Below are 17,297 nucleotides of genomic sequence, written 5' to 3'. Positions count from 1 at the left end.
GACAGGTGCCCGTAGGCTGGCGGCATGACAGGTGAACGCGACCTCCGGGCCCTTCTGAGCGCGATGCGTCCCGAGCGGAACGAGGGCCGCTACGTCTTTGCCAGCGTCCCCGGCGCGGTCCCCGAGGGGCTGACCCCGGTGGTCACCGTCTCCGAACCCGAAGGCCGCACCCTCGTCGTCCACCAGGAAGAGGCCGACCGCGCGGGCCTGGCCTACGACTACGTCGCCGCCTGGATCACCCTGCGGGTGCACTCCGCGCTGGACGCCGTCGGACTGACCGCCGCCGTCGCCACCGCCCTCGCCCAGGCCGGCCTCAGCTGCAATGTCGTCGCGGGCTTCCACCACGATCACCTCTTCGTGCCGTATGACGCGGCCGACGAGGCGCTGCGCCGGCTGCGCGCCCTGGCCGACCAGGCCTGAGGCCACCGGCCACAGAGGGGGCGGCGGCGCCGCGCACGGGGTGTCGCCGACCCCGACGTCCGCGCGGCGCGCCCGGCCGGGCCACGTACGATGGCGGCATGTCCTTCCTCCGCCGCCGCAGCGCAGCCACGCCCGCCGGGCCTGACTTCGACGTCCTCGCCATGGACCCCGGGGACTGGCCGGGCAATCTCGGAGCCGGGCTGCTGCCCGCGCCCGACGGGAGCTGCCAGGGCGTCTTCCTCCGCTACGACCTGTTCGGCGGCCGCGGCCCCGCGATGATCATCGGCAATCTGCCGGAAGGCTCCCCGGCCCGCGAGCTGGAGGACGACCAGGTGCCCTTCGAGGTGGCCCAGCTGCTGGCGGCGCTCGGCAACGACGAACCGGTGACGGTCGTCGAGAGCGAGGACACCCCCGTGATGCACGACGACAACCTGCTGATCGTCAAGCGCATCAAGTGCTCCGAGAGCCGGATCTCCTGCGCCCAGTTCGACCGCAGCGACGGTGTGCTGGTCACCATCGCCAGCTGGGACCGGCCGATCACCGACGACCTCTACGCCCTGCTCAAGCCGCTGCCGGCGGAGCTCTTCCAGCAGGGCTGAGCCCCGGCACGGCCCCGGAGCGGACAGTGTCGCGCCCGGTGGACGGTTCCCCGTCCACCGGGCGCGACGCGCTCACCCGACGGGTTTCACGAACCCGAGCGCCGCACCTCCACGTCGGCCGCCCGCACATAGCCGACCCGGTGCCCGAGCTGGATCTCGTAGTAGACGTCCTCGCCGCGCACGACCGCATGCTTGGTGACATCGAAGGTCGGGGAGTAGAAGTAGTCGCCCCGCATCCGGCCCCCGACGGTGTACTTCTGGCCGGCCGCGAGCTTGTACGGCAGCGGGGAGACCGCCTGGTAGGGGACCCCGGCCGGGTAGGCCTCCTTCTCCGGGTACGCACGGCCGTAGACCGGGATCTCCTGCCGCCCGTCCTTCGGCGTGGCGATCAGCCCCTTGGCGTGCACGGCCACCGGCTCGTCCGGCGGATTGTGGAACCACGCCTTCTGCCCGAGGTACCAGATCGCCGTCCAGTCGCCGGACCGGCCGGCCACCGCGAACCGCTGCCCCGTCGTGGCGCGGGCACCCGTGTCATTCACCCCGGTCGTCGAGTCACTGCCGTTCGGGTGCAGTCCGACGTCCTTGACCAGCGGCGCGTCCTCGTCCGGCGCGCTGTACAGCCGGACCGCCGTGGAGCCGTGCGGGGCACAGGTGTCACCGGCCTTCACACAGCCGGTGTACACCGGCTGGTTCTCGTCGTAATCGGGGCGGATGGTGACCAGCCCGCCGCGCGGGCCCGCGGTGGCCTTGAACGGCTTGCCCAGCAGCGTGAAGTAGTGCGCCCAGTCCCAGTACGGGCCGGGGTCGGTGTGCATCCCCGGGATGGTGGCCGTCGTCGTGCCGGGCACATTGTCGTGGCCGAGGATGTGCTGCCGGTCGAGCGGCACGTCGTACTTGCGGCCCAGATACTTCACCAGCCGGGCCGAGGCGCGGTACATCGCCTCCGTGTACCAGGCGTCCGGTGCGGCCAGGAAGCCTTCGTGCTCGATGCCGACGGAGTGCGAGTTGATGTACCAGTTGCCCGCATGCCAGGCGACGTCCTTGGTGGGCACATGCTGGGCGATCAGACCGTCCGAGGAACGGATCGTGTAGTTCCAGGACACATACGCCGGGTCCTTGATCAGCTTGAGCGTGGTCTCCCAGGACCCCTCGGTGTCATGGATGACGATGGCGCTGACTCGCTGGTCCGCGGGGCGGTCCGCCTTGTCGTGGTTGCCGTAGTCACCGTCACCGAACTCCTCGTACGGCGCCGGCACGGACTCGCAGGCGACATTCCGCGGGCACTCCGGCCGGCGGCCGGCGGGCGCCGTCGACGCCTTGGTGGCCGACGCGCTGAGACGTTTCTGCTGTCCGGCGTCAGGAGCCAGCCCCGGCGCGGCGGCCAGCGCGACCCGCTGTCCCGCGTCGGTGGTGCGGGCCTGGCCCTGGCGCAGCACCGCGTACACCTCGTCCGCGAAGGCCTTCCCGCTGTACGCGCTGTCCTGGCCGCCGTAGCGCGCCACCGCCGCATACCACCGCGCCGGGTCGCTGCCCGCGGCCGTGCCCAGCTTGCGCTGCTCCGCGGCGAGCAGCGCGGCACCGCCGAGCACATTCGCCGCGGGGTCGGTGCGCAGCTTCTCGGCCGGAATCCCGGTCAGCTCGGCGGCCGTCGGCAACGTACGCAGCCGGGCCGGGAGTTCGGCGGGCAGCGCCGCTCGCTGCGCCGCACCGGCCGGCACCCTCTTACGGGCCCGCGCCCCGTCGCCGCGCGCATCCTCGTCACCCTCACTGAACTCCGGTGTGCGGGTCAGGGCCGTACGGGCGTCGGTCAGATGCATCGGCCCGTAGCCCCCGGAGACGCTGGGCGCGCCGCCGTGCCCGTCCCAGCGGGACTCCAGATACGAGACACCGAGCAGCACACTGCGCGGCACATGGAAACGCTCGGCGGCCTCGGTGAAGGCCCGTTGCAGTGTGTCCGTCCGGGGCTGTCCGGCCTGTGCGGACGGCGCTCCCGCGAGCGGCAGCAGCAGCACCGCGGCCGCGACGGCGGTGGCGGATCTCCGCAGGGCGGGGCGGGGGACTCTCTTCTCGTCTTCCGGGGCGGATCCTTGCAAAGCAACCTCCTCGAGCCGGCCCGAGCCGGGGCGGTGTGACGGTGGGTGCGCAAACGGCCGCACGGGCGGGACCCGAGACTAGAGTCCCCTGTCGGCTTAGAGCTATACGTTTGCCGACGGTCCGTCAATCACCCTGCCGGTTCGGGATTCCGCATGTCAGGGCCTCTCCGGAGGAGCCTTCCCGGGCCGGTGCCGGGCCTGCGGAGCGTCAGTGGAATGGACCAATGAACCGGCCCCGCGGGCAGCAGAAGAGAAGCGCCGGCGGCAGGCCGGCGCACATGGGTGAGCGGCGCACCCCGTGCCCGGGCGCGCCGCTCACAGTCCCCCCTCGGCGGTCAGCGAGTGCCGACCGCCGCCCTTACCGCACGCCGTGCCATCTGGCAGTCGTCGTGCAGTCGGCGCAGGAGCAGCCGCTGCTCCTCGCCCGCCGCGGGCACGCCGGGGTGTCCCGGCCCCGGTGCTCCCGTCGGCGTGGGCTCGCGCATGGTCCGCTGGACCGCGGTTTCATAGCGCCGGATCTCGCGGGTGAGCACCAGCATCAGATTCACCAGGAAGGCGTCCCGCGAGGCCGGTCCGGCGTTCTGGGCGAGCTGGCTGATGTGGCGGCGGGCCACCGGCGCGTCACCGAGCACCGACCACAGCGTCGCCAGGTCGTAGCCCGGCAGGTACCAGCCCGCGTTGTCCCAGTCCAGCAGCACCGGGCCGGCGGGGGACAGCAGCACGTTGTTCAGCAGCGCATCGCCGTGACAGAACTGGCCCTGGGTGTGCGACAGGCCGTGCATCAGCTTCTGAAGATCACCCAGGTCCCGGTCGGTGAGCAGCCCCAGGTCGTGGTAGCGGCCGATCCGGCCCGCGTAGTCCAGCGGGGTGTCGAACAGCCCGGCCGGCGGACGCCAGAGATTGATCCGGCAGATCGCGCCGAGCGCGGACCGGACGTCCGCGCGGGGCGGGGCCTCGGACGGGTGCCGGGTCAGGGCCGCTACCCGGCCGGGCATCCGCTCCATGATGAGCGTGCAGTTGTCGGGGTCGGCCGCCACCAGCCGCGGCACCCGAACCGGCGGACGATGCCGGACGAATGCACGGTATGCGCTTATTTCCTGCCGGAACCTGTCCGCCCAGGCCGGTGACTGGTCCAGTAAACACTTGGCGACCGCGGTCATCCGGCCCGTCGTCCCCACGAGGAGGACGGATCTGCCGCTGCGGCGCAGCACCTGCACCGGATTGAACTCCGGGCAGATGCGGTGCACCGAGGCAACGGCGGCGCGCAACTGGGCGCCCTGGGGGCCGGACAAGTCGAGCCTCCCGCTGAGCGGTTGGGCGCCTGTCCCCTGCGCCCGCCGGGTACGGCCGCCGGGCAGACCGGGGACCGCCCCCGCGGAAGGGGTGGGGTCGAGATACGGCCCCCCTCCGGTGGGGTGCGGGCGGTGCGGCCGGGTGGGGACGGTCACGGCGGACGATGCTGCATACATGGGTGAGACAGATCCCTTCGTGCGCCGGCGAGTTGCGTGCGCTCCCCGGCCCGGTGGTGGGAACCCGTGAACGGGCCCCGTGCAGGAGGCCGATCCAGGGTCCCTGTGAAGGGCGCGCACCCTGGGGAATGCGGTCCCGCCACCAGGCCGGGGGCGGCATGTCTACAGAACACGTGGCTGCGGGTGGCAGACCATCTGGCGCAGGGTGGCGAACCCTGGCGAATGGACCCAGTGCATGTCAGCGGCCGTTACTGTCAACTCAGTCGAGGAACCTGGGGGCTTGACGTGGACAGGCAGCCGAACACCCGTCTCGCGGACCTTTTCGGCCTGGCCGGCTGGTCCAAGGGAGAGCTGGCGAGACTGGTCAACCGGCAGGCGGCGGCCATGGGCCATCCGCAGCTGGCGACCGACACCTCACGAGTGCGGCGCTGGATCGACATGGGGGAGACCCCGCGTGATCCGGTGCCCAAGGTTCTGGCTTCCCTGTTCACCGAGCGCCTCGGCCGTGTCGTAACCATCGAGGACCTCGGGTTCGCAAGAACCGGTCGCTCGGGGAAGCGGCAGGCCATGGACGGTCTGCCGTGGGCTCCCGAACGGACCGCCGCGGTCCTCACGGAATTCACGGGAATGGACCTCATGCTCAACCGACGCGGCTTGGTGGGTGCGGGCGCTGCGCTCGCCGCGGGTTCCGCACTCACCGGCGCCATGCACGACTGGCTGCACACCGATCCGACACCGGCCGGCGCCCCACGCCACGACGCCCCGTTCGCTTCCGACTCCATCGACGAACTCGACCAGATCGGCCTCGACCGCTACGAGGCGGCCCCCGTGGGGTCGCAGGAGATCGATGCGCTGGAGCGCTCGGTCGAGGTGTTCCGCGCCTGGGACGCGGCCCGCGGTGGCGGGCTTCAGCGCAAGGCCGTGGTGGGTCAGCTCAACGAGGTCGGCGGCATGCTCGCCTACCGCCACCCCGAGCATTTGCAGCGCAGGCTGTGGGGGGTGGCCGCCAATCTGGCGGTGCTGGCCGGCTGGATGTCCCACGACGTGGGCCTGGAGCCCACCGCCCAGAAGTACTTCATCATCGCCGCCCATGCGGCCCGCGAGGGCGGCGACCGTCCCCGCGCCGGTGAGGCGCTCTCCCGTGCCGCGCGCCAGATGGTCCATCTGGGCCGTCCGGACGACGCGCTGGATCTGATGAAGCTGGCCAAGTCCGGTTCCGGCGCGGAAACCCTGCCGCGTACCCGCGCCATGCTGCACACCATCGAGGCCTGGGCCCAGGCGTCCAAGGGGCACGGCCAGGCGATGCGCCGCACCCTGGGCGAGGCGGAGGAGTTGTTCGTCTCCGACAAGGGCGATGTGCCGCCGCCGAGCTGGATGCAGATGTTCGACGAGGCGGATCTGCACGGTATGCAGGCGCTGGCGTTCCGTACCCTCGCCGACCACGATCCCTCGGTCGCCAAGGTCGCCCAGCATCACGCCAAGCGGGCGCTGACGCTGCGGGAGAACGGCCGCCAGCGGTCGCAGATCTTCGACTACCTCTCGATGGCGTCGGCCTGCTTCATCGGCAACGACCCCGAACAGGCCGACCGTTACGCCAGGCTGGCGCTGGTGTCCATCGGGGAGAACTCCTCGCACCGGACCTGGGACCGGCTCCGCGAAATGTTCCGGCTCACGGGACAGTACGCGAACTACGCCAAGATCCAGGACCTGCGCGAGGAGATCCAGCATGTCCTGCCGAAGGCGAAGCCCAAGTCCAAGGGATCAGGCCTGGGTCCCGGTATCGGAGCGGGGCTGGGAAAGAACTTCTCCACCTGAGGCGGGCGGCGACGCGGGGGGTGACGGTGCGTCACCTGTAGTCCCGGGTGGCGACACGTCCTCCGCGGCCCTGCCGCCTCAACCGTCAACCGACGGTCCGCCGGCCGATGTCACCAAATGGTCGTTGGAAGCACCGGTCTGCCCTCAGCCTGCCCCGAGGTGTGTCAGTCGCCCACCCGGGCGATCAGCACACAGGCGTCGTCCTCGCGCTCGGCCGTGCCGAACTCCTCGACGACGATGCGGACGCAGTCCTGGGCACTGCGCGTGCCGGCGAACCGCGGCGCCAGGGCGAGGAGCCGCTCGGCACCCTCATGGGTGGCATCCGCGCCCTGCGCACGGCGCGGGACGAGGCCGTCGGTGTGCAGGACGAGGAGGTCGCCGGGCTCCAGTTGCTCGGTGTGCTGGGTGTAGGACGCACCCGAGGTCGCGCCGAGGAGTACGCCCTCGGGCGGGTCCAGCGCGCGCCCCGTGCCGCCGCGGAACAACAGCGGTGCGGGGTGCCCCGCCTGGGCCCACTCCAGCGTCCGCGCGGCCGGGTCGAACCGGCCGCACACCGCGCTGCCCAGCGCCGGCTGGGCGGCGGTGTCCAGCAGTTGGTTGACGAAGCCCATCAGGGGGCCCGGCCGGTGTCCGGCGACCGCCATTCCGCGCAGTGCGCCGAGCACCATCGCCATTCCGGACGTGGCGGTGACACCGTGCCCGGTCAGATCGCCGACGCTCATCAGGGTGGTGCCGTCCGGGAGTTGCAGTGCGTCGTACCAGTCCCCGCCGATCAGGTCGCGGGTGCCGGACGGCAGATAGCGCCCGGCGAGGTCGAGGGCCACCGGGCCGCCGTGCGGGAACCTCAGGGAGCCGCGCCACGGCGGCAGCACGGCCTCCTGAAGCTCGACCGCAAGCCGGTGCTCTGTCTGCGCGATCTGCCGCTCGCGGTGCAGCGAGTCACGGGTCTCGCGTACCGCCTGCTGGCTGCGGCGCAGCTCGCTGACGTCCCGCAGCACGGCCCACATACAGGCGGTACTGCCGTCGGCGTCGAGCACCGGCTCGCCCACCATGTGCACCGTGCGCAGCGTCTCGTCCGGGCGCACGATGCGGAATTCGCCGTCGATCGGCCGGCCGTCCACCAGACAGTCCGTGACCATCGTGGCCAGCCCGTCCTGGTCCTCGGGGTGGACCAGGGAGGGAAGTTCGTCGAGGGTGAGCGGGCCGTCGGACGGGGCCCGGCCGAACATCGCGAACAGCTCGTCGGACCAGCTGACCTCGTCGGTGAGCAGATTCCACTCGGCGCTGCCCACCCGGCGCAGCAGCGAGCCGCGCTCATGGGGCTCGGGCTCCGGCGGGGCGGCCGGCGGTTCGGCCTCCGCTGCCGGGTCGTCCGCGCTCTCGGTGGGCAGGCCCTCTCTCAGCTGGTCGAGGTGGCCCCCGAGGTCGTCGAGGTGGTGCACCGCGAGATCGCACAGGGCCCGCTGCCAGCGCAGCTGCGGGTCGGTGGCGAGGCTGGTGTCCACCGTGGACTCCCGGACGGCGTCGAGGCCACCGCGCAGGCGGCGGGCCTGCGTGATGAGTGCCTCGACCGTTTCGCGCTCGGGGGGCCGGTCGGCTGAGTGATCCGCGAAGAGAGGGGACGGCATGACGTACTCCGTGATCAGGCGGCGCCGGGCTGAAGGGGCCGGTAACGACTGTTGCACAGGCGGCGACGGTCCGTAAGGGATTTGGCACTACCCGATACGGTGGTGCATCTGGCATATGCCGCCGGCCTTCCTGGGGCAACCCCGGGGCGAATCGGCGGAATGACAGCTTCCAGGCTAGGCTTCGGCCGCCGTACGCAGGCGTTCCCGCCGATCCATGGTGGGAACGAGGCATACGGCCCGCGGTCACCGGCAAGAATGCCGGTCAGCGGAAATCCCGTTGCCAGCCAGTCCCCCGCACCGGATGCTGACCTCATGTTCGATCCAGACATAGCGCCCAGTGGCACCCTGCTCGGCCTCCTTCAGCGAGGCCGCGGCGACGGGACCCTGCATGCCCTCGCGGCGCCGCGGGCCGAGGCGCTCGCGGCACTCAACGACAGCGTGCTGCGCGACCCCCGGCGCGACTGGCAGGTCGAGAACCGCTCGCTCTACTACGCACGCCTCTACATGCAGCTCGACGGCGGGCTCGAGCAGATCGAACGCCATCTCTTCCACCCGGACGACCTGGTCGACACCGGCGAGGAGCGCACCGGTCTGGCCCTCGCCGTCCTCGGCCACCTCGCCGCGTACGGCAGGGACGCCGCCCGTCTGCTGCTGCGCAGCTATGCCGCGGCCGGCAGCAACTGGCGCTGGGCCCTGGACGAGCTCGCGCTGCGTGACGACGACGCCGGGCTGATGACCCTCGCCCCCGCCGTCCTCGCCCGCTTCCCCGAGACCGAGCAGGGCGCGGCCGAGCTGGCCGCCGCCGTGCGCGACGCCTTCGAGCCCCGGCCGTGGCGCCTGTGGGCCGAGGACCCCCGTTACGGACCGCGCCTGGCCGCCGCCGGGGAACAGGGATCCTTCGACCGCTGGCAGCGGCAGCTTCAGCCCAGCGGGCCACGCCCCGGCTGGAGCGTGACCGAGGTCCTGGCGTGGGCCCAGCAGGACCTGGATCCGGCGCCCCCGGAAAACCGGCAGCACGCCGCCGCCCGCTGCCTGGGCGCCGTCGCCGGACCCGAGGACCGCCCCGAGCTGCTGCGTGCCGCCCGCAGCGCCCCGGACGCGGCGCGCGCCGCCGTGCTCCACCACCTCGCCGAGCGCGGCGATCCGGAGACCCTCGATCTGATCGAGGCCGCGGTGGCCGACCCCTTCTCCTCCGAGCAGCTGGTCTCCGCCGCGCTCGCCGCCTTCACGCGGATGCGCAGTGTGGCCGCGGTCGCGCGGGCCCGCATCTGGGCGCCGCGCACGGACCGGCTGGGCGCGGCCGCCGCCGCGGTGCTCGCCCGTCGGGGCGGGCGGCGCGACGCCGAGCTGGTGCTGGCCGCGCTGCGCCGGACCGTACGCGAGGAGGGGCCGGACGCGGACGGCCTGTGGGAGCTGGTCGACGGCACCGGCCGGCTCGGCGTCGGCTGCGCCGCCCCCGTTCTGCGGCACATCTACCGCGAAACCTCCTCCTCCCACCTCCGCGGCCGGGCCGCCGGGGCGCTCGCCGCCACCGACCCCGGGTTCGCGGCCGGCTTCGCCGTCGAGTGCCTGTGGGACTGCGAGGAGACGACTCGGGAACTAGCCGCTCGGCACGCTGCCACCGGCGACGACCGCGTCGTCGAACAGCTCCGGCGCCTTGCCGCCGACCCCGCCGAGGAGGACGAGGTCCAAACGGCCGTCCGTAGCCGGATCGGCCCAGAGGCCTAGGTTTTTCCCACGTTTTCGGCTTTCCCGTCGTGGTGGTTTCTCGCCGTTGCGCCTGCGGCGGGCGGGGTCCGCTGCGCGGGGCTGTGGGTGCGGTGACGGGCCTCCGGGGCCTGGTGTGTGGACTGCTTCGCTTTACGTCCACACACCAGGCCCCTCCGGCCCGTCCCCTCCCGTTGGGGGAGTGAGTGACGGTGGGTGGGGCTGGCCGCCCATGCCCATCCCCGTGAAATGTCTGTGCCCGCGTCCGTGCTCATGCCCGTTGCGTGTGATCGACGACCCGCACCGGACCACCCACGGGTCCACCCACCAAGGTTTTTCCCACCCTCCAACGGGAGGGGACGGGTCTGCGCGGGTGGGGGTGTCCGGACGTAAAGCGAAGCAGTCCGGACACCCCCACCCGCGCAGACCCGTCACCGCACCCGACAGCCCCGCGCAGCGGCACCGCCCGCCGCAGGCGCAACGGCCGGGGCACCGCGCAGCGGGCCACAAACGGCGAGCAACAACCACGGCGGGACAGCCGAAAACGTGGGAAGACGTTCTCCGACAGGAAAGATCCCTTTGGCCCCCTCCACGCACGGTGCGCCGACAACAGCCGTATGCGTGTCGTCCTCGTCACCGAATCCTTCCCGCCCGATGTCAACGGCGTCTCCCACTGCGCCCTGCAAACCGCCCGGCACCTCGTCCGGCGTGGCCACGATCCGCTCGTCATCGCGCCGCTCGGTGGCGCTTCGGCGGCTGCCGATACGGACGAGAGTCCCTGCCCCGTCGTACGGGTGCCCTCCATGCCGCTGCCCGGTTATCCGCAGGTGCGGATCGCGCTCCCCGGGCGCCGGCTGTCCGCGGCGCTCGACGGGCACCGCCCCGACCTGGTGCACCTCGCCAGTCCCTTCGTCCTCGGCGCCCGCGGGATGGCGGCCGCCGCCCGTCGGCAGGTGCCCGCGATCGCCGTCTACCAGACCGATCTGGGCCGCTATGCCCGCACCTACCTCGGCGGGGGCGCGGCCACGGCCTGGCGGCGTATCCGGGCGGTGCATGCCGCCGCCGACCGCACCCTCGCGCCGTCCAGCGCGGCACTGCTGGATCTGACCGAGCACGGGGTGCCGCGGGTCCACCTCTGGCCGCGCGGTGTCGACTCCGAGCGGTTCCACCCGGGGCGGCGCGACGCGGTGCTGCGCAGCTCGTTGACCGCGGGGCGGGAGCTGCTGGTGGGGTACGTGGGGCGGCTGGCGCCGGAGAAGGACGTCCGGCTGCTGGCCGAGACCTCGCGGCTGCCGGGCGTCCGCACCGTCGTCATCGGCGACGGCCCCAGCGCCGCCGGGCTGCGCACCGCGCTGCCGGAGGTCCGCTTTCTCGGCCGCCGCACCGGGGACGAACTCGCGCGCCTCTACGCGTCGCTGGACGTCTTCGTCCATACCGGGCCGTACGAGACGTTCTGCCAGACCGTGCAGGAGGCGATGGCCTCCGGTGTGCCGGTGGTGGCGCCCCGGGCGGGCGGCCCGCTGGACCTGGTGGACCACGGCCGTACGGGATTGCTGGTGACGCCCGGCGACGGCGGGGCGTTCCGGGACGCGGTGCGTTTCCTCGCGGGCAGTGCCGAGCTGCGTGTCCGGTTCGGCGCCGCGGCCCGCCGCGCCGTCGCTGACCGCTCCTGGGAGGCGGTCGGCGACCAGCTGCTGGGGCACTACGAGGCCGTGCTCAGCGACCGGCCGGCGGTGGCCGCATGACCGCGCGACGCACCACCGGGACGGGTCTGCGGATCGTCCGGATCGCCAACTTCGTCACCCCGGCCTCCGGCGGGCTGCGCACCGCGCTGCGCGAACTCGGCGCGGGCTACCGGGCCGCCGGGCACGAGCCGGTGCTCATCGTGCCCGGCCCGCCGGGAGCGGACGGGGCGGCAGGGCTCCGCGACGAACGCACCGGACAGGGCCGGGTGATCACCGTGCCGGGGCCGGAGCTGCCGGGCAGCGGCGGCTACCGCATGCTGACCGACCGCCGCCGGCTGGAGCGGCTGCTGCACTCGCTGGCCCCCGACCGGCTGGAGGTCTCCGACCGTACGACGCTGCGCTGGACGGGGGAGTGGGCGCGCCGGGCGCGGGTGCCCGCGGTGATGGTCTCCCACGAGAGCGTGGACGGGGTGCTGCGCACCTGGGGCGTGCCGCAGCCGCTCGCCCGTGCGGCCGCGGACCGGCTCAACCGCCGTACGGCGCACGCCTACAGCCGGGTCGTGTGCACCACCGAGTGGGCGGCGGCGGAGTTCGTCCGGGCCGGTGCGCGCAATGTGGTGCGTGCACCGCTCGGTGTCGATCTCGCGGCCTGGCACCCGGACTGCCGCAGCGCGGAGCTGCGGCGGCAGTGCGCGGGCCGGGCGGAGGTCCTGTTGCTGCTCTGCTCGCGGCTGTCGCAGGAGAAGCGGCCGGGCCGGGCCCTGGACGCGCTGGCGGAGCTGCGGCGGCGCGGGGTCGACGCGGCGCTGGTGGTCGCCGGGGACGGGCCGCTGCGGGCGCGGCTGGAGGCCCGGGCGCGGGCCGAGCGGCTGCCCGTGGCGTTCCTCGGGCATCTCGCCGACCGCTCCCGGCTCGCCGCGCTCCAGGCAGGCGCCGACCTCGCGCTGGCGCCCGGCCCGGCCGAGACCTTCGGACTGGCGGCCCTGGAGGCGCTCGCCTGTGGCACCCCGGTGGTCGCCAGTGCGGCCTCCGCGCTGGCGAGCCTGGTCGGCAGCGGCGGGGACACGGCGCTCGACGACGGGCCGTCCTTCGCCGACGCGGTCCAGCGGGTGCTGGCCCGGCCGGCGCCCGCCCGGCGCGCCGCCGCCCGCCGGCGGGCCGAGGGCTATGGCTGGCAGCCCGCCATCGACGCCTTCCTGGCGGCGCACGACGCGCCCGCACCGGCCGGCAGGGAGCTCGCCGCCGCGGCCGTACCGCACCAGGCGCGCCCGTTGGGCGGGTGGTGACGATGGCCTCCGAGGGGGTGGTGATACCGGCTCAGGCGCCGGGCGGTGGGCGTTCCCCGGCCCCGGGCTGCTTCGTCGCGCTCGGTGATTCGCTGACCGAGGGGCTCGGCGATCCGGTCCCGGGCGGCGGCTGGCGTGGCTGGGCCGCCCTGCTGGCCGAGGCGCTGGGCGAGCGGCCCGGGGGCGTTCCGCTGGTGAAGCTGGCGCGGAGCGGGGCGCTGGCCGCCGATGTCGCCGAACGGCAGCTGCCCGTGGCCCGGGCGCTCCGGCCGCGCTTCGCCGCACTGCTCGTCGGGGCGAACGACACCCTGCGTGCCGCCTTCGCCATCGAGCGGGTGGCGGCCGCGCTGGACCGGGCGCACGGCGCGCTGAGTGCCGACGGGGCCGTGGTGCTGACGGCCTGTCTGCCCGATCCGGGCCGGATGCTGGGGCTGCCCGCGCCGCTGGCCCGCCCGCTGGGGCGCCGGATGCGCGCCGTGAACACCGTCGTCCACGCGGTGTCCGCCCGCTACGAGGGCGTGCATCTGCACCTCGCCGAGTACCCCTGGGTCACCGAACGCGCCTCCTGGAGCGTGGACCGGCTGCACCCCAGCGAGCGCGGCCACCGGCTGCTGGCCCGTGGCTTCCACACGGCGCTCGCCACCGTCGGCCTGCCCGTCGGACCGCCGCCCGCGCTCACCCTCGACGGGCCGGCGCCGACCCGTGCCGGAGCCGCGCTGTGGATGGCGACCCGGGGCACCCGCTGGGTCGCCGACCGGTGCACGGATCTGCTGCCCGGGCTGCTCGGTCTGGCGGTCCAGGAGTGCCGGCACGGCCTGGCCGGCTCCGGGCGTCTGCTGGACGCCGCGGCCGACCACGCCACCCGCTCCGCACTCGCCGCACTGACCCGGACGGACGGCGCGGGTACCGGCAAAGACACCGGGACGGCGAGGGGCGCTGCGACAATGGCGGGGTGACCGGACGCTGGGAGTTCTGGATCGACCGCGGTGGCACGTTCACGGACGTCGTCGGCAGGCGGCCGGACGGGCGGCTGGCCACCACCAAGCTGCTCTCGCACCATCCGGAGCGCTATCGGGACGCCGCGGTGGCCGGCATCCGGCTGATGCTGGAGCTCGGCCCGGACGAACCGGTGCCCGCCGACCGGGTGTCGGTCGTCAAGATGGGCACCACCGTCGCCACCAACGCCCTGCTGGAGCGCAAGGGCGAACCGACCGTACTGCTGATCACCGAAGGTTTCCGGGACGCGCTGCGGATCGCCTACCAGAACCGGCCGCGGATCTTCGACCGGCGGATCCTGCTGCCCGAGGCGCTCTACGACCGGGTGATCGAGGTGCCGGAGCGGATCGGCGCACAGGGCGGGCTGGTCCGGCCGCTGGACGTGGACGAGGTCCGCCGGGCGCTGGTCCGGGCCCGGGCGGACGGTCTGCGCAGCGCCGCCGTCGTCCTGCTGCACGGCTACCGCCACGCCGACCACGAGCGGGCGGTCGCCGAGCTGGCCCGGCGCGCCGGCTTCGCCCAGGTCAGCTGCTCGCACGAGGTCAGCCCGCTGATGAAGCTGGTGCCGCGCGGCGACACCACCGTCGTCGACGCCTACCTCTCGCCGATCCTGGGCCGCTATGTCGACGAGATCGCCGCCCAACTCCCCGGAATCCGGCTGATGTTCATGCAGTCCAACGGGGGGCTGCGGCAGGCCGCGCACTTCCGCGGCAAGGACGCGGTGCTGTCCGGGCCCGCGGGCGGTGTGGTCGGCATGGTCCGTACGTCCGCCGAGGCCGGCGACGGTTACGGCCGGGTGATCGGCTTCGACATGGGCGGCACCTCCACCGATGTGTCGCACTACGCCGGTGAGTTCGAGCGGGTCTTCGGCAACGAGGTAGCGGGCGTACGGATGCGCGCCCCCATGATGAACATCCACACCGTCGCGGCCGGCGGCGGTTCCGTGCTCCACTTCGACGGCCGCCGCTACCGGGTCGGCCCCGACTCGGCCGGCGCGGACCCGGGGCCGGCCTGCTACCGGCGCGGCGGCCCGCTCACCGTCACCGACGCCAACGTCATGCTCGGCCGTGTCCAGCCCGCGCACTTCCCGGCGGTGTTCGGGCCGGACGGTGACCAGCCGCTGGACGCCGAGGTGGTCCGCAGCCGCTTCACGGAGCTGGCCGCGCGGGCCGCCGCCGAGACCGGGGACGACCGCGGACCCGAGGAGGTCGCGGCCGGCTTCCTGGACATCGCGGTGCTCAACATGGCCAACGCCGTCAAGAAGATCTCCGTCCAGCGCGGCCGCGACATCACCCGCTACGCCCTCACCAGCTTCGGCGGCGCCGGCGGCCAGCACGCCTGCGCGGTCGCCGACGCGCTGGGCATCGACACGGTGCTCGTCCCGCCGCTGGCCGGGGTGCTCTCCGCGTACGGCATCGGGGTCGCCGACGCCACCGCGATGCGCGAGCAGGCCGTCGAGGCGGAGTTCACCGGCCCCGGGGCCGTTGGCCGGGTCCAGGAGGTGTGCGACACCCTCGCCGCGCAGACCCGGCGCGAACTCCTCGACGACGGGGTGCCGGACGACTCCGTCACCACCCGCGCCCGGGTGCTGATCCGCTACGCCGGGACCGACTCCACCATCGGCGTCCCGCTGGCCGACGCCGACACCATGGCCGCGGAGTTCGACCGGGCACATCGCGAGCGCTACGCCTTCACCATGGACAAGCCCCTGGTGGCCGAGGCGGTGTCGGTCGAGGCGCTGGGAGCGGCCGGCGGCGCCGGTGACCATGAGACGCAACCCGGCAGCAGGGAAGGGGAGTTGACGCCGGCCGCGACGATCCGGATGTACACCGGCGGCCGCTGGCAGGACACCGGCCTCTACCGGCGCACCGACCTGCGCCCCGGTGACACCCTCACCGGCCCGGCCGTCATCGCCGAGGAGGACGCGACCACGGTCCTCGACCCGGACTGGCAGGCCGCCATGGGTGACCGCGGACATCTCACCCTGACCCGGACCCGGCCGCGCACCGGCCGGGCGGCGGTCGGCACGGCGGCCGACCCGGTGATGCTGGAGGTCTTCAACAGCCTCTTCATGGCGATCGCCGAGCAGATGGGCGTCCGCCTGGAGAACACCGCGCACTCCGTCAACATCAAGGAGCGCCTCGACTTCTCCTGCGCGCTCTTCGACGCCGACGGCAATCTGATCGCCAATGCCCCGCACATTCCCGTGCACCTGGGCTCGATGGGGGAGTCCATCAAGGAGGTGCTCCGGCGCCGCGGCGACGACATGCGGCCCGGTGATGTGTATGCGATCAACGATCCGTACCACGGGGGCACCCACCTCCCCGACGTCACCGTCGTCACCCCCGTCTTCGACCCCGACGGGGAGACCCTGCTGTTCCTGGTGGCCTCCCGCGGCCACCACGCCGAGATCGGCGGCATCACCCCGGGCTCGATGCCGGCCTTCAGCAGCACCATCCAGGAGGAGGGCATCCTCTTCGACAACTGGCTGCTGGTGCGCGACGGCGAACTGCGCGAGCGCGCGACCCGCGAACTGCTCGCCGCCGGCCCGTACCCCTCCCGCGCACCGGACGCCAACCTCGCCGATCTGCGCGCCCAGATCGCCGCCAACGAGAAGGGCATCCAGGAACTCCGGCGGATGACCGAGCAGTTCGGTCTGGACGTCGTACGGGCCTATATGGGGCACGTCCAGGACAACGCCGAGGAATCGGTCCGGCGGATCATCGCCGGGCTGTCGGACGGCAGCTACCGCTACGAGACCGACAGCGGGGCCGAGATACATGTGGCGCTGACCGTCGACCGCGCCGCCCGCAGTGCCGTACTGGACTTCGCCGGCACCTCACCCCAGCAGCCGGGCAACGCGAACGCGCCCAGCTCCGTGGTGATGGCGGCCGTGCTGTACGTCTTCCGCACCCTGGTCGCCGACGACATCCCGCTCAACAGCGGCTGCCTCAAGCCCGTGGAGGTCCGCATCCCGGAGGGCTCGATGCTCGCTCCCGTCTTCCCGGCGGCCACCGTCGCGGGCAATGTGGAGACCTCCCAGGCGGTCACCGGCGCGCTCTACGCCGCGCTCGGCGTCCAGGCCGAGGGCTCGGGCACCATGAACAACCTCACCTTCGGCAATGACCGGGTGCAGTACTACGAGACCGTCGCCAGCGGTGCGGGCGCCGGCGACGGCTTCGACGGCGCGGATGCCGTACAGACCCATATGACCAACTCCCGGCTGACTGACCCCGAAGTACTGGAGTGGCGCTACCCCGTCCGCGTCGACAGTTTCGCCATCCGCTCCGGCAGCGGCGGCCGGGGCCGCTGGCACGGCGGCTGCGGTGTCGAGCGCCGGCTGCGCTTCCTGGAGCCGATGACCATCGCCGTGCTGACCAACCACCGCCGGGTCGCCCCGTACGGCATGGCGGGCGGTGCGCCCGGTGCGCTGGGCGTCAACTCCATCGAACGGGCGGACGGTACGCACGAGACCCTGGCGGGCTGTGACGCGGCGGACGTCGGCGTGGACGATGTGCTGGTGCTGCGCACCCCGGGCGGCGGGGGGTACGGGACGCCGGACGGTGGCTGAGCGGCGTACGGCTGGTCGGCCGGGGGCT

Annotated in this window: 11 protein-coding genes; 8 read left to right on the top strand and 3 right to left on the bottom strand. The window is 73.4% G+C overall.

The features are described from left to right. The first annotated feature begins 24 nt into the window (after positions 1-24). Together TU31_RS29610 and TU31_RS29605 are read left to right on the top strand one after the other, a co-directional pair. Positions 25-420, top strand: coding sequence for an ACT domain-containing protein (locus tag TU31_RS29610; RefSeq protein WP_042160226.1), 396 nt, complete (start codon positions 25-27; stop codon positions 418-420). Positions 421-518: 98 nt separating this feature from the next. Beyond that, positions 519-1,019 carry a hypothetical protein gene (locus TU31_RS29605; RefSeq protein WP_042160224.1) on the top strand — a complete coding sequence of 167 codons (501 nt, stop codon included), beginning with the start codon at positions 519-521 and terminating at the stop codon, positions 1,017-1,019. Positions 1,020-1,105: 86 nt separating this feature from the next. Here the strand turns inward: TU31_RS29605 and TU31_RS29600 are convergent, their stop codons facing one another. Then, the gene (locus TU31_RS29600) at positions 1,106-3,112 is read right to left on the bottom strand and encodes an N-acetylmuramoyl-L-alanine amidase (RefSeq protein WP_042160222.1); all 2,007 of its coding nucleotides are present in this window, start codon (positions 3,110-3,112) and stop codon (positions 1,106-1,108) included. 335 nt (positions 3,113-3,447) lie between these two features. Further along, a complete protein-coding gene (locus TU31_RS29595) occupies positions 3,448-4,581 on the bottom strand; it encodes an aminoglycoside phosphotransferase family protein (protein WP_078886052.1) in 1,134 nt (377 codons plus the stop codon). 285 nt (positions 4,582-4,866) lie between these two features. Here TU31_RS29595 and TU31_RS29590 point away from each other — a divergent pair, with 285 nt between their 5' ends. Then, positions 4,867-6,396 (top strand): DNA-binding protein NsdB, encoded by a 1,530-nt coding sequence (locus tag TU31_RS29590; RefSeq protein ID WP_042160219.1) that lies wholly within the window; start codon positions 4,867-4,869, stop codon positions 6,394-6,396. 164 nt (positions 6,397-6,560) lie between these two features. Here the strand turns inward: TU31_RS29590 and TU31_RS29585 are convergent, their stop codons facing one another. Continuing rightward, positions 6,561-8,024, bottom strand: coding sequence for a PP2C family protein-serine/threonine phosphatase (locus TU31_RS29585; protein WP_042160217.1), 1,464 nt, complete (start codon positions 8,022-8,024; stop codon positions 6,561-6,563). Positions 8,025-8,336: 312 nt separating this feature from the next. Here TU31_RS29585 and TU31_RS29580 point away from each other — a divergent pair, with 312 nt between their 5' ends. The 5 genes from TU31_RS29580 (at position 8,337) to TU31_RS29560 (ending at position 17,269) form a co-directional block, all read left to right on the top strand. Then, positions 8,337-9,752 (top strand): HEAT repeat domain-containing protein, encoded by a 1,416-nt coding sequence (locus TU31_RS29580; RefSeq protein WP_042160215.1) that lies wholly within the window; start codon positions 8,337-8,339, stop codon positions 9,750-9,752. A 596-nt stretch (positions 9,753-10,348) separates the two neighbouring features. Then, positions 10,349-11,476 (top strand): glycosyltransferase family 4 protein, encoded by a 1,128-nt coding sequence (locus TU31_RS29575; RefSeq protein WP_042160213.1) that lies wholly within the window; start codon positions 10,349-10,351, stop codon positions 11,474-11,476. After that, positions 11,473-12,702 carry a glycosyltransferase gene (locus tag TU31_RS29570; protein WP_042160211.1) on the top strand — a complete coding sequence of 410 codons (1,230 nt, stop codon included), beginning with the start codon at positions 11,473-11,475 and terminating at the stop codon, positions 12,700-12,702. The genes TU31_RS29575 and TU31_RS29570 overlap by 4 nt, the downstream gene beginning before the upstream one ends. Then, positions 12,699-13,658: an SGNH/GDSL hydrolase family protein gene (locus tag TU31_RS29565; RefSeq protein WP_245698878.1), complete on the top strand. Its 960-nt coding sequence runs from the start codon at positions 12,699-12,701 to the stop codon at positions 13,656-13,658. The genes TU31_RS29570 and TU31_RS29565 overlap by 4 nt, the downstream gene beginning before the upstream one ends. Next, positions 13,655-17,269: a hydantoinase B/oxoprolinase family protein gene (locus tag TU31_RS29560; protein ID WP_042160208.1), complete on the top strand. Its 3,615-nt coding sequence runs from the start codon at positions 13,655-13,657 to the stop codon at positions 17,267-17,269. Before TU31_RS29565 ends, TU31_RS29560 begins: the two co-directional genes overlap by 4 nt. Positions 17,270-17,297: the final 28 nt, after the last annotated feature.

Origin of the sequence: Streptomyces lydicamycinicus (assembly GCF_000829715.2) — a bacterium.
Taxonomy (GTDB): Bacteria; Actinomycetota; Actinomycetes; order Streptomycetales; family Streptomycetaceae; genus Streptomyces; species Streptomyces lydicamycinicus.
The sequence above is the reverse complement of the archived record's forward strand: the minus strand, read 5'-3'. Positions and strand labels throughout refer to the sequence as shown.

Bases quoted from the DNA above. Each gene is read 5' to 3' on its own strand.
- TU31_RS29610 (WP_042160226.1), top strand. From the start codon at position 25: ATGACAGGTGAACGCGACCTCCGGGCCCTTCTGAGCGCGATGCGTCCC.
- TU31_RS29605 (WP_042160224.1), top strand. From the start codon at position 519: ATGTCCTTCCTCCGCCGCCGCAGCGCAGCCACGCCCGCCGGGCCTGAC.
- TU31_RS29595 (WP_078886052.1), bottom strand. From the start codon at position 4,581: ATGTATGCAGCATCGTCCGCCGTGACCGTCCCCACCCGGCCGCACCGC.
- TU31_RS29585 (WP_042160217.1), bottom strand. From the start codon at position 8,024: ATGCCGTCCCCTCTCTTCGCGGATCACTCAGCCGACCGGCCCCCCGAG.
- TU31_RS29580 (WP_042160215.1), top strand. From the start codon at position 8,337: ATGTTCGATCCAGACATAGCGCCCAGTGGCACCCTGCTCGGCCTCCTT.
- TU31_RS29575 (WP_042160213.1), top strand. From the start codon at position 10,349: ATGCGTGTCGTCCTCGTCACCGAATCCTTCCCGCCCGATGTCAACGGC.
- TU31_RS29570 (WP_042160211.1), top strand. From the start codon at position 11,473: ATGACCGCGCGACGCACCACCGGGACGGGTCTGCGGATCGTCCGGATC.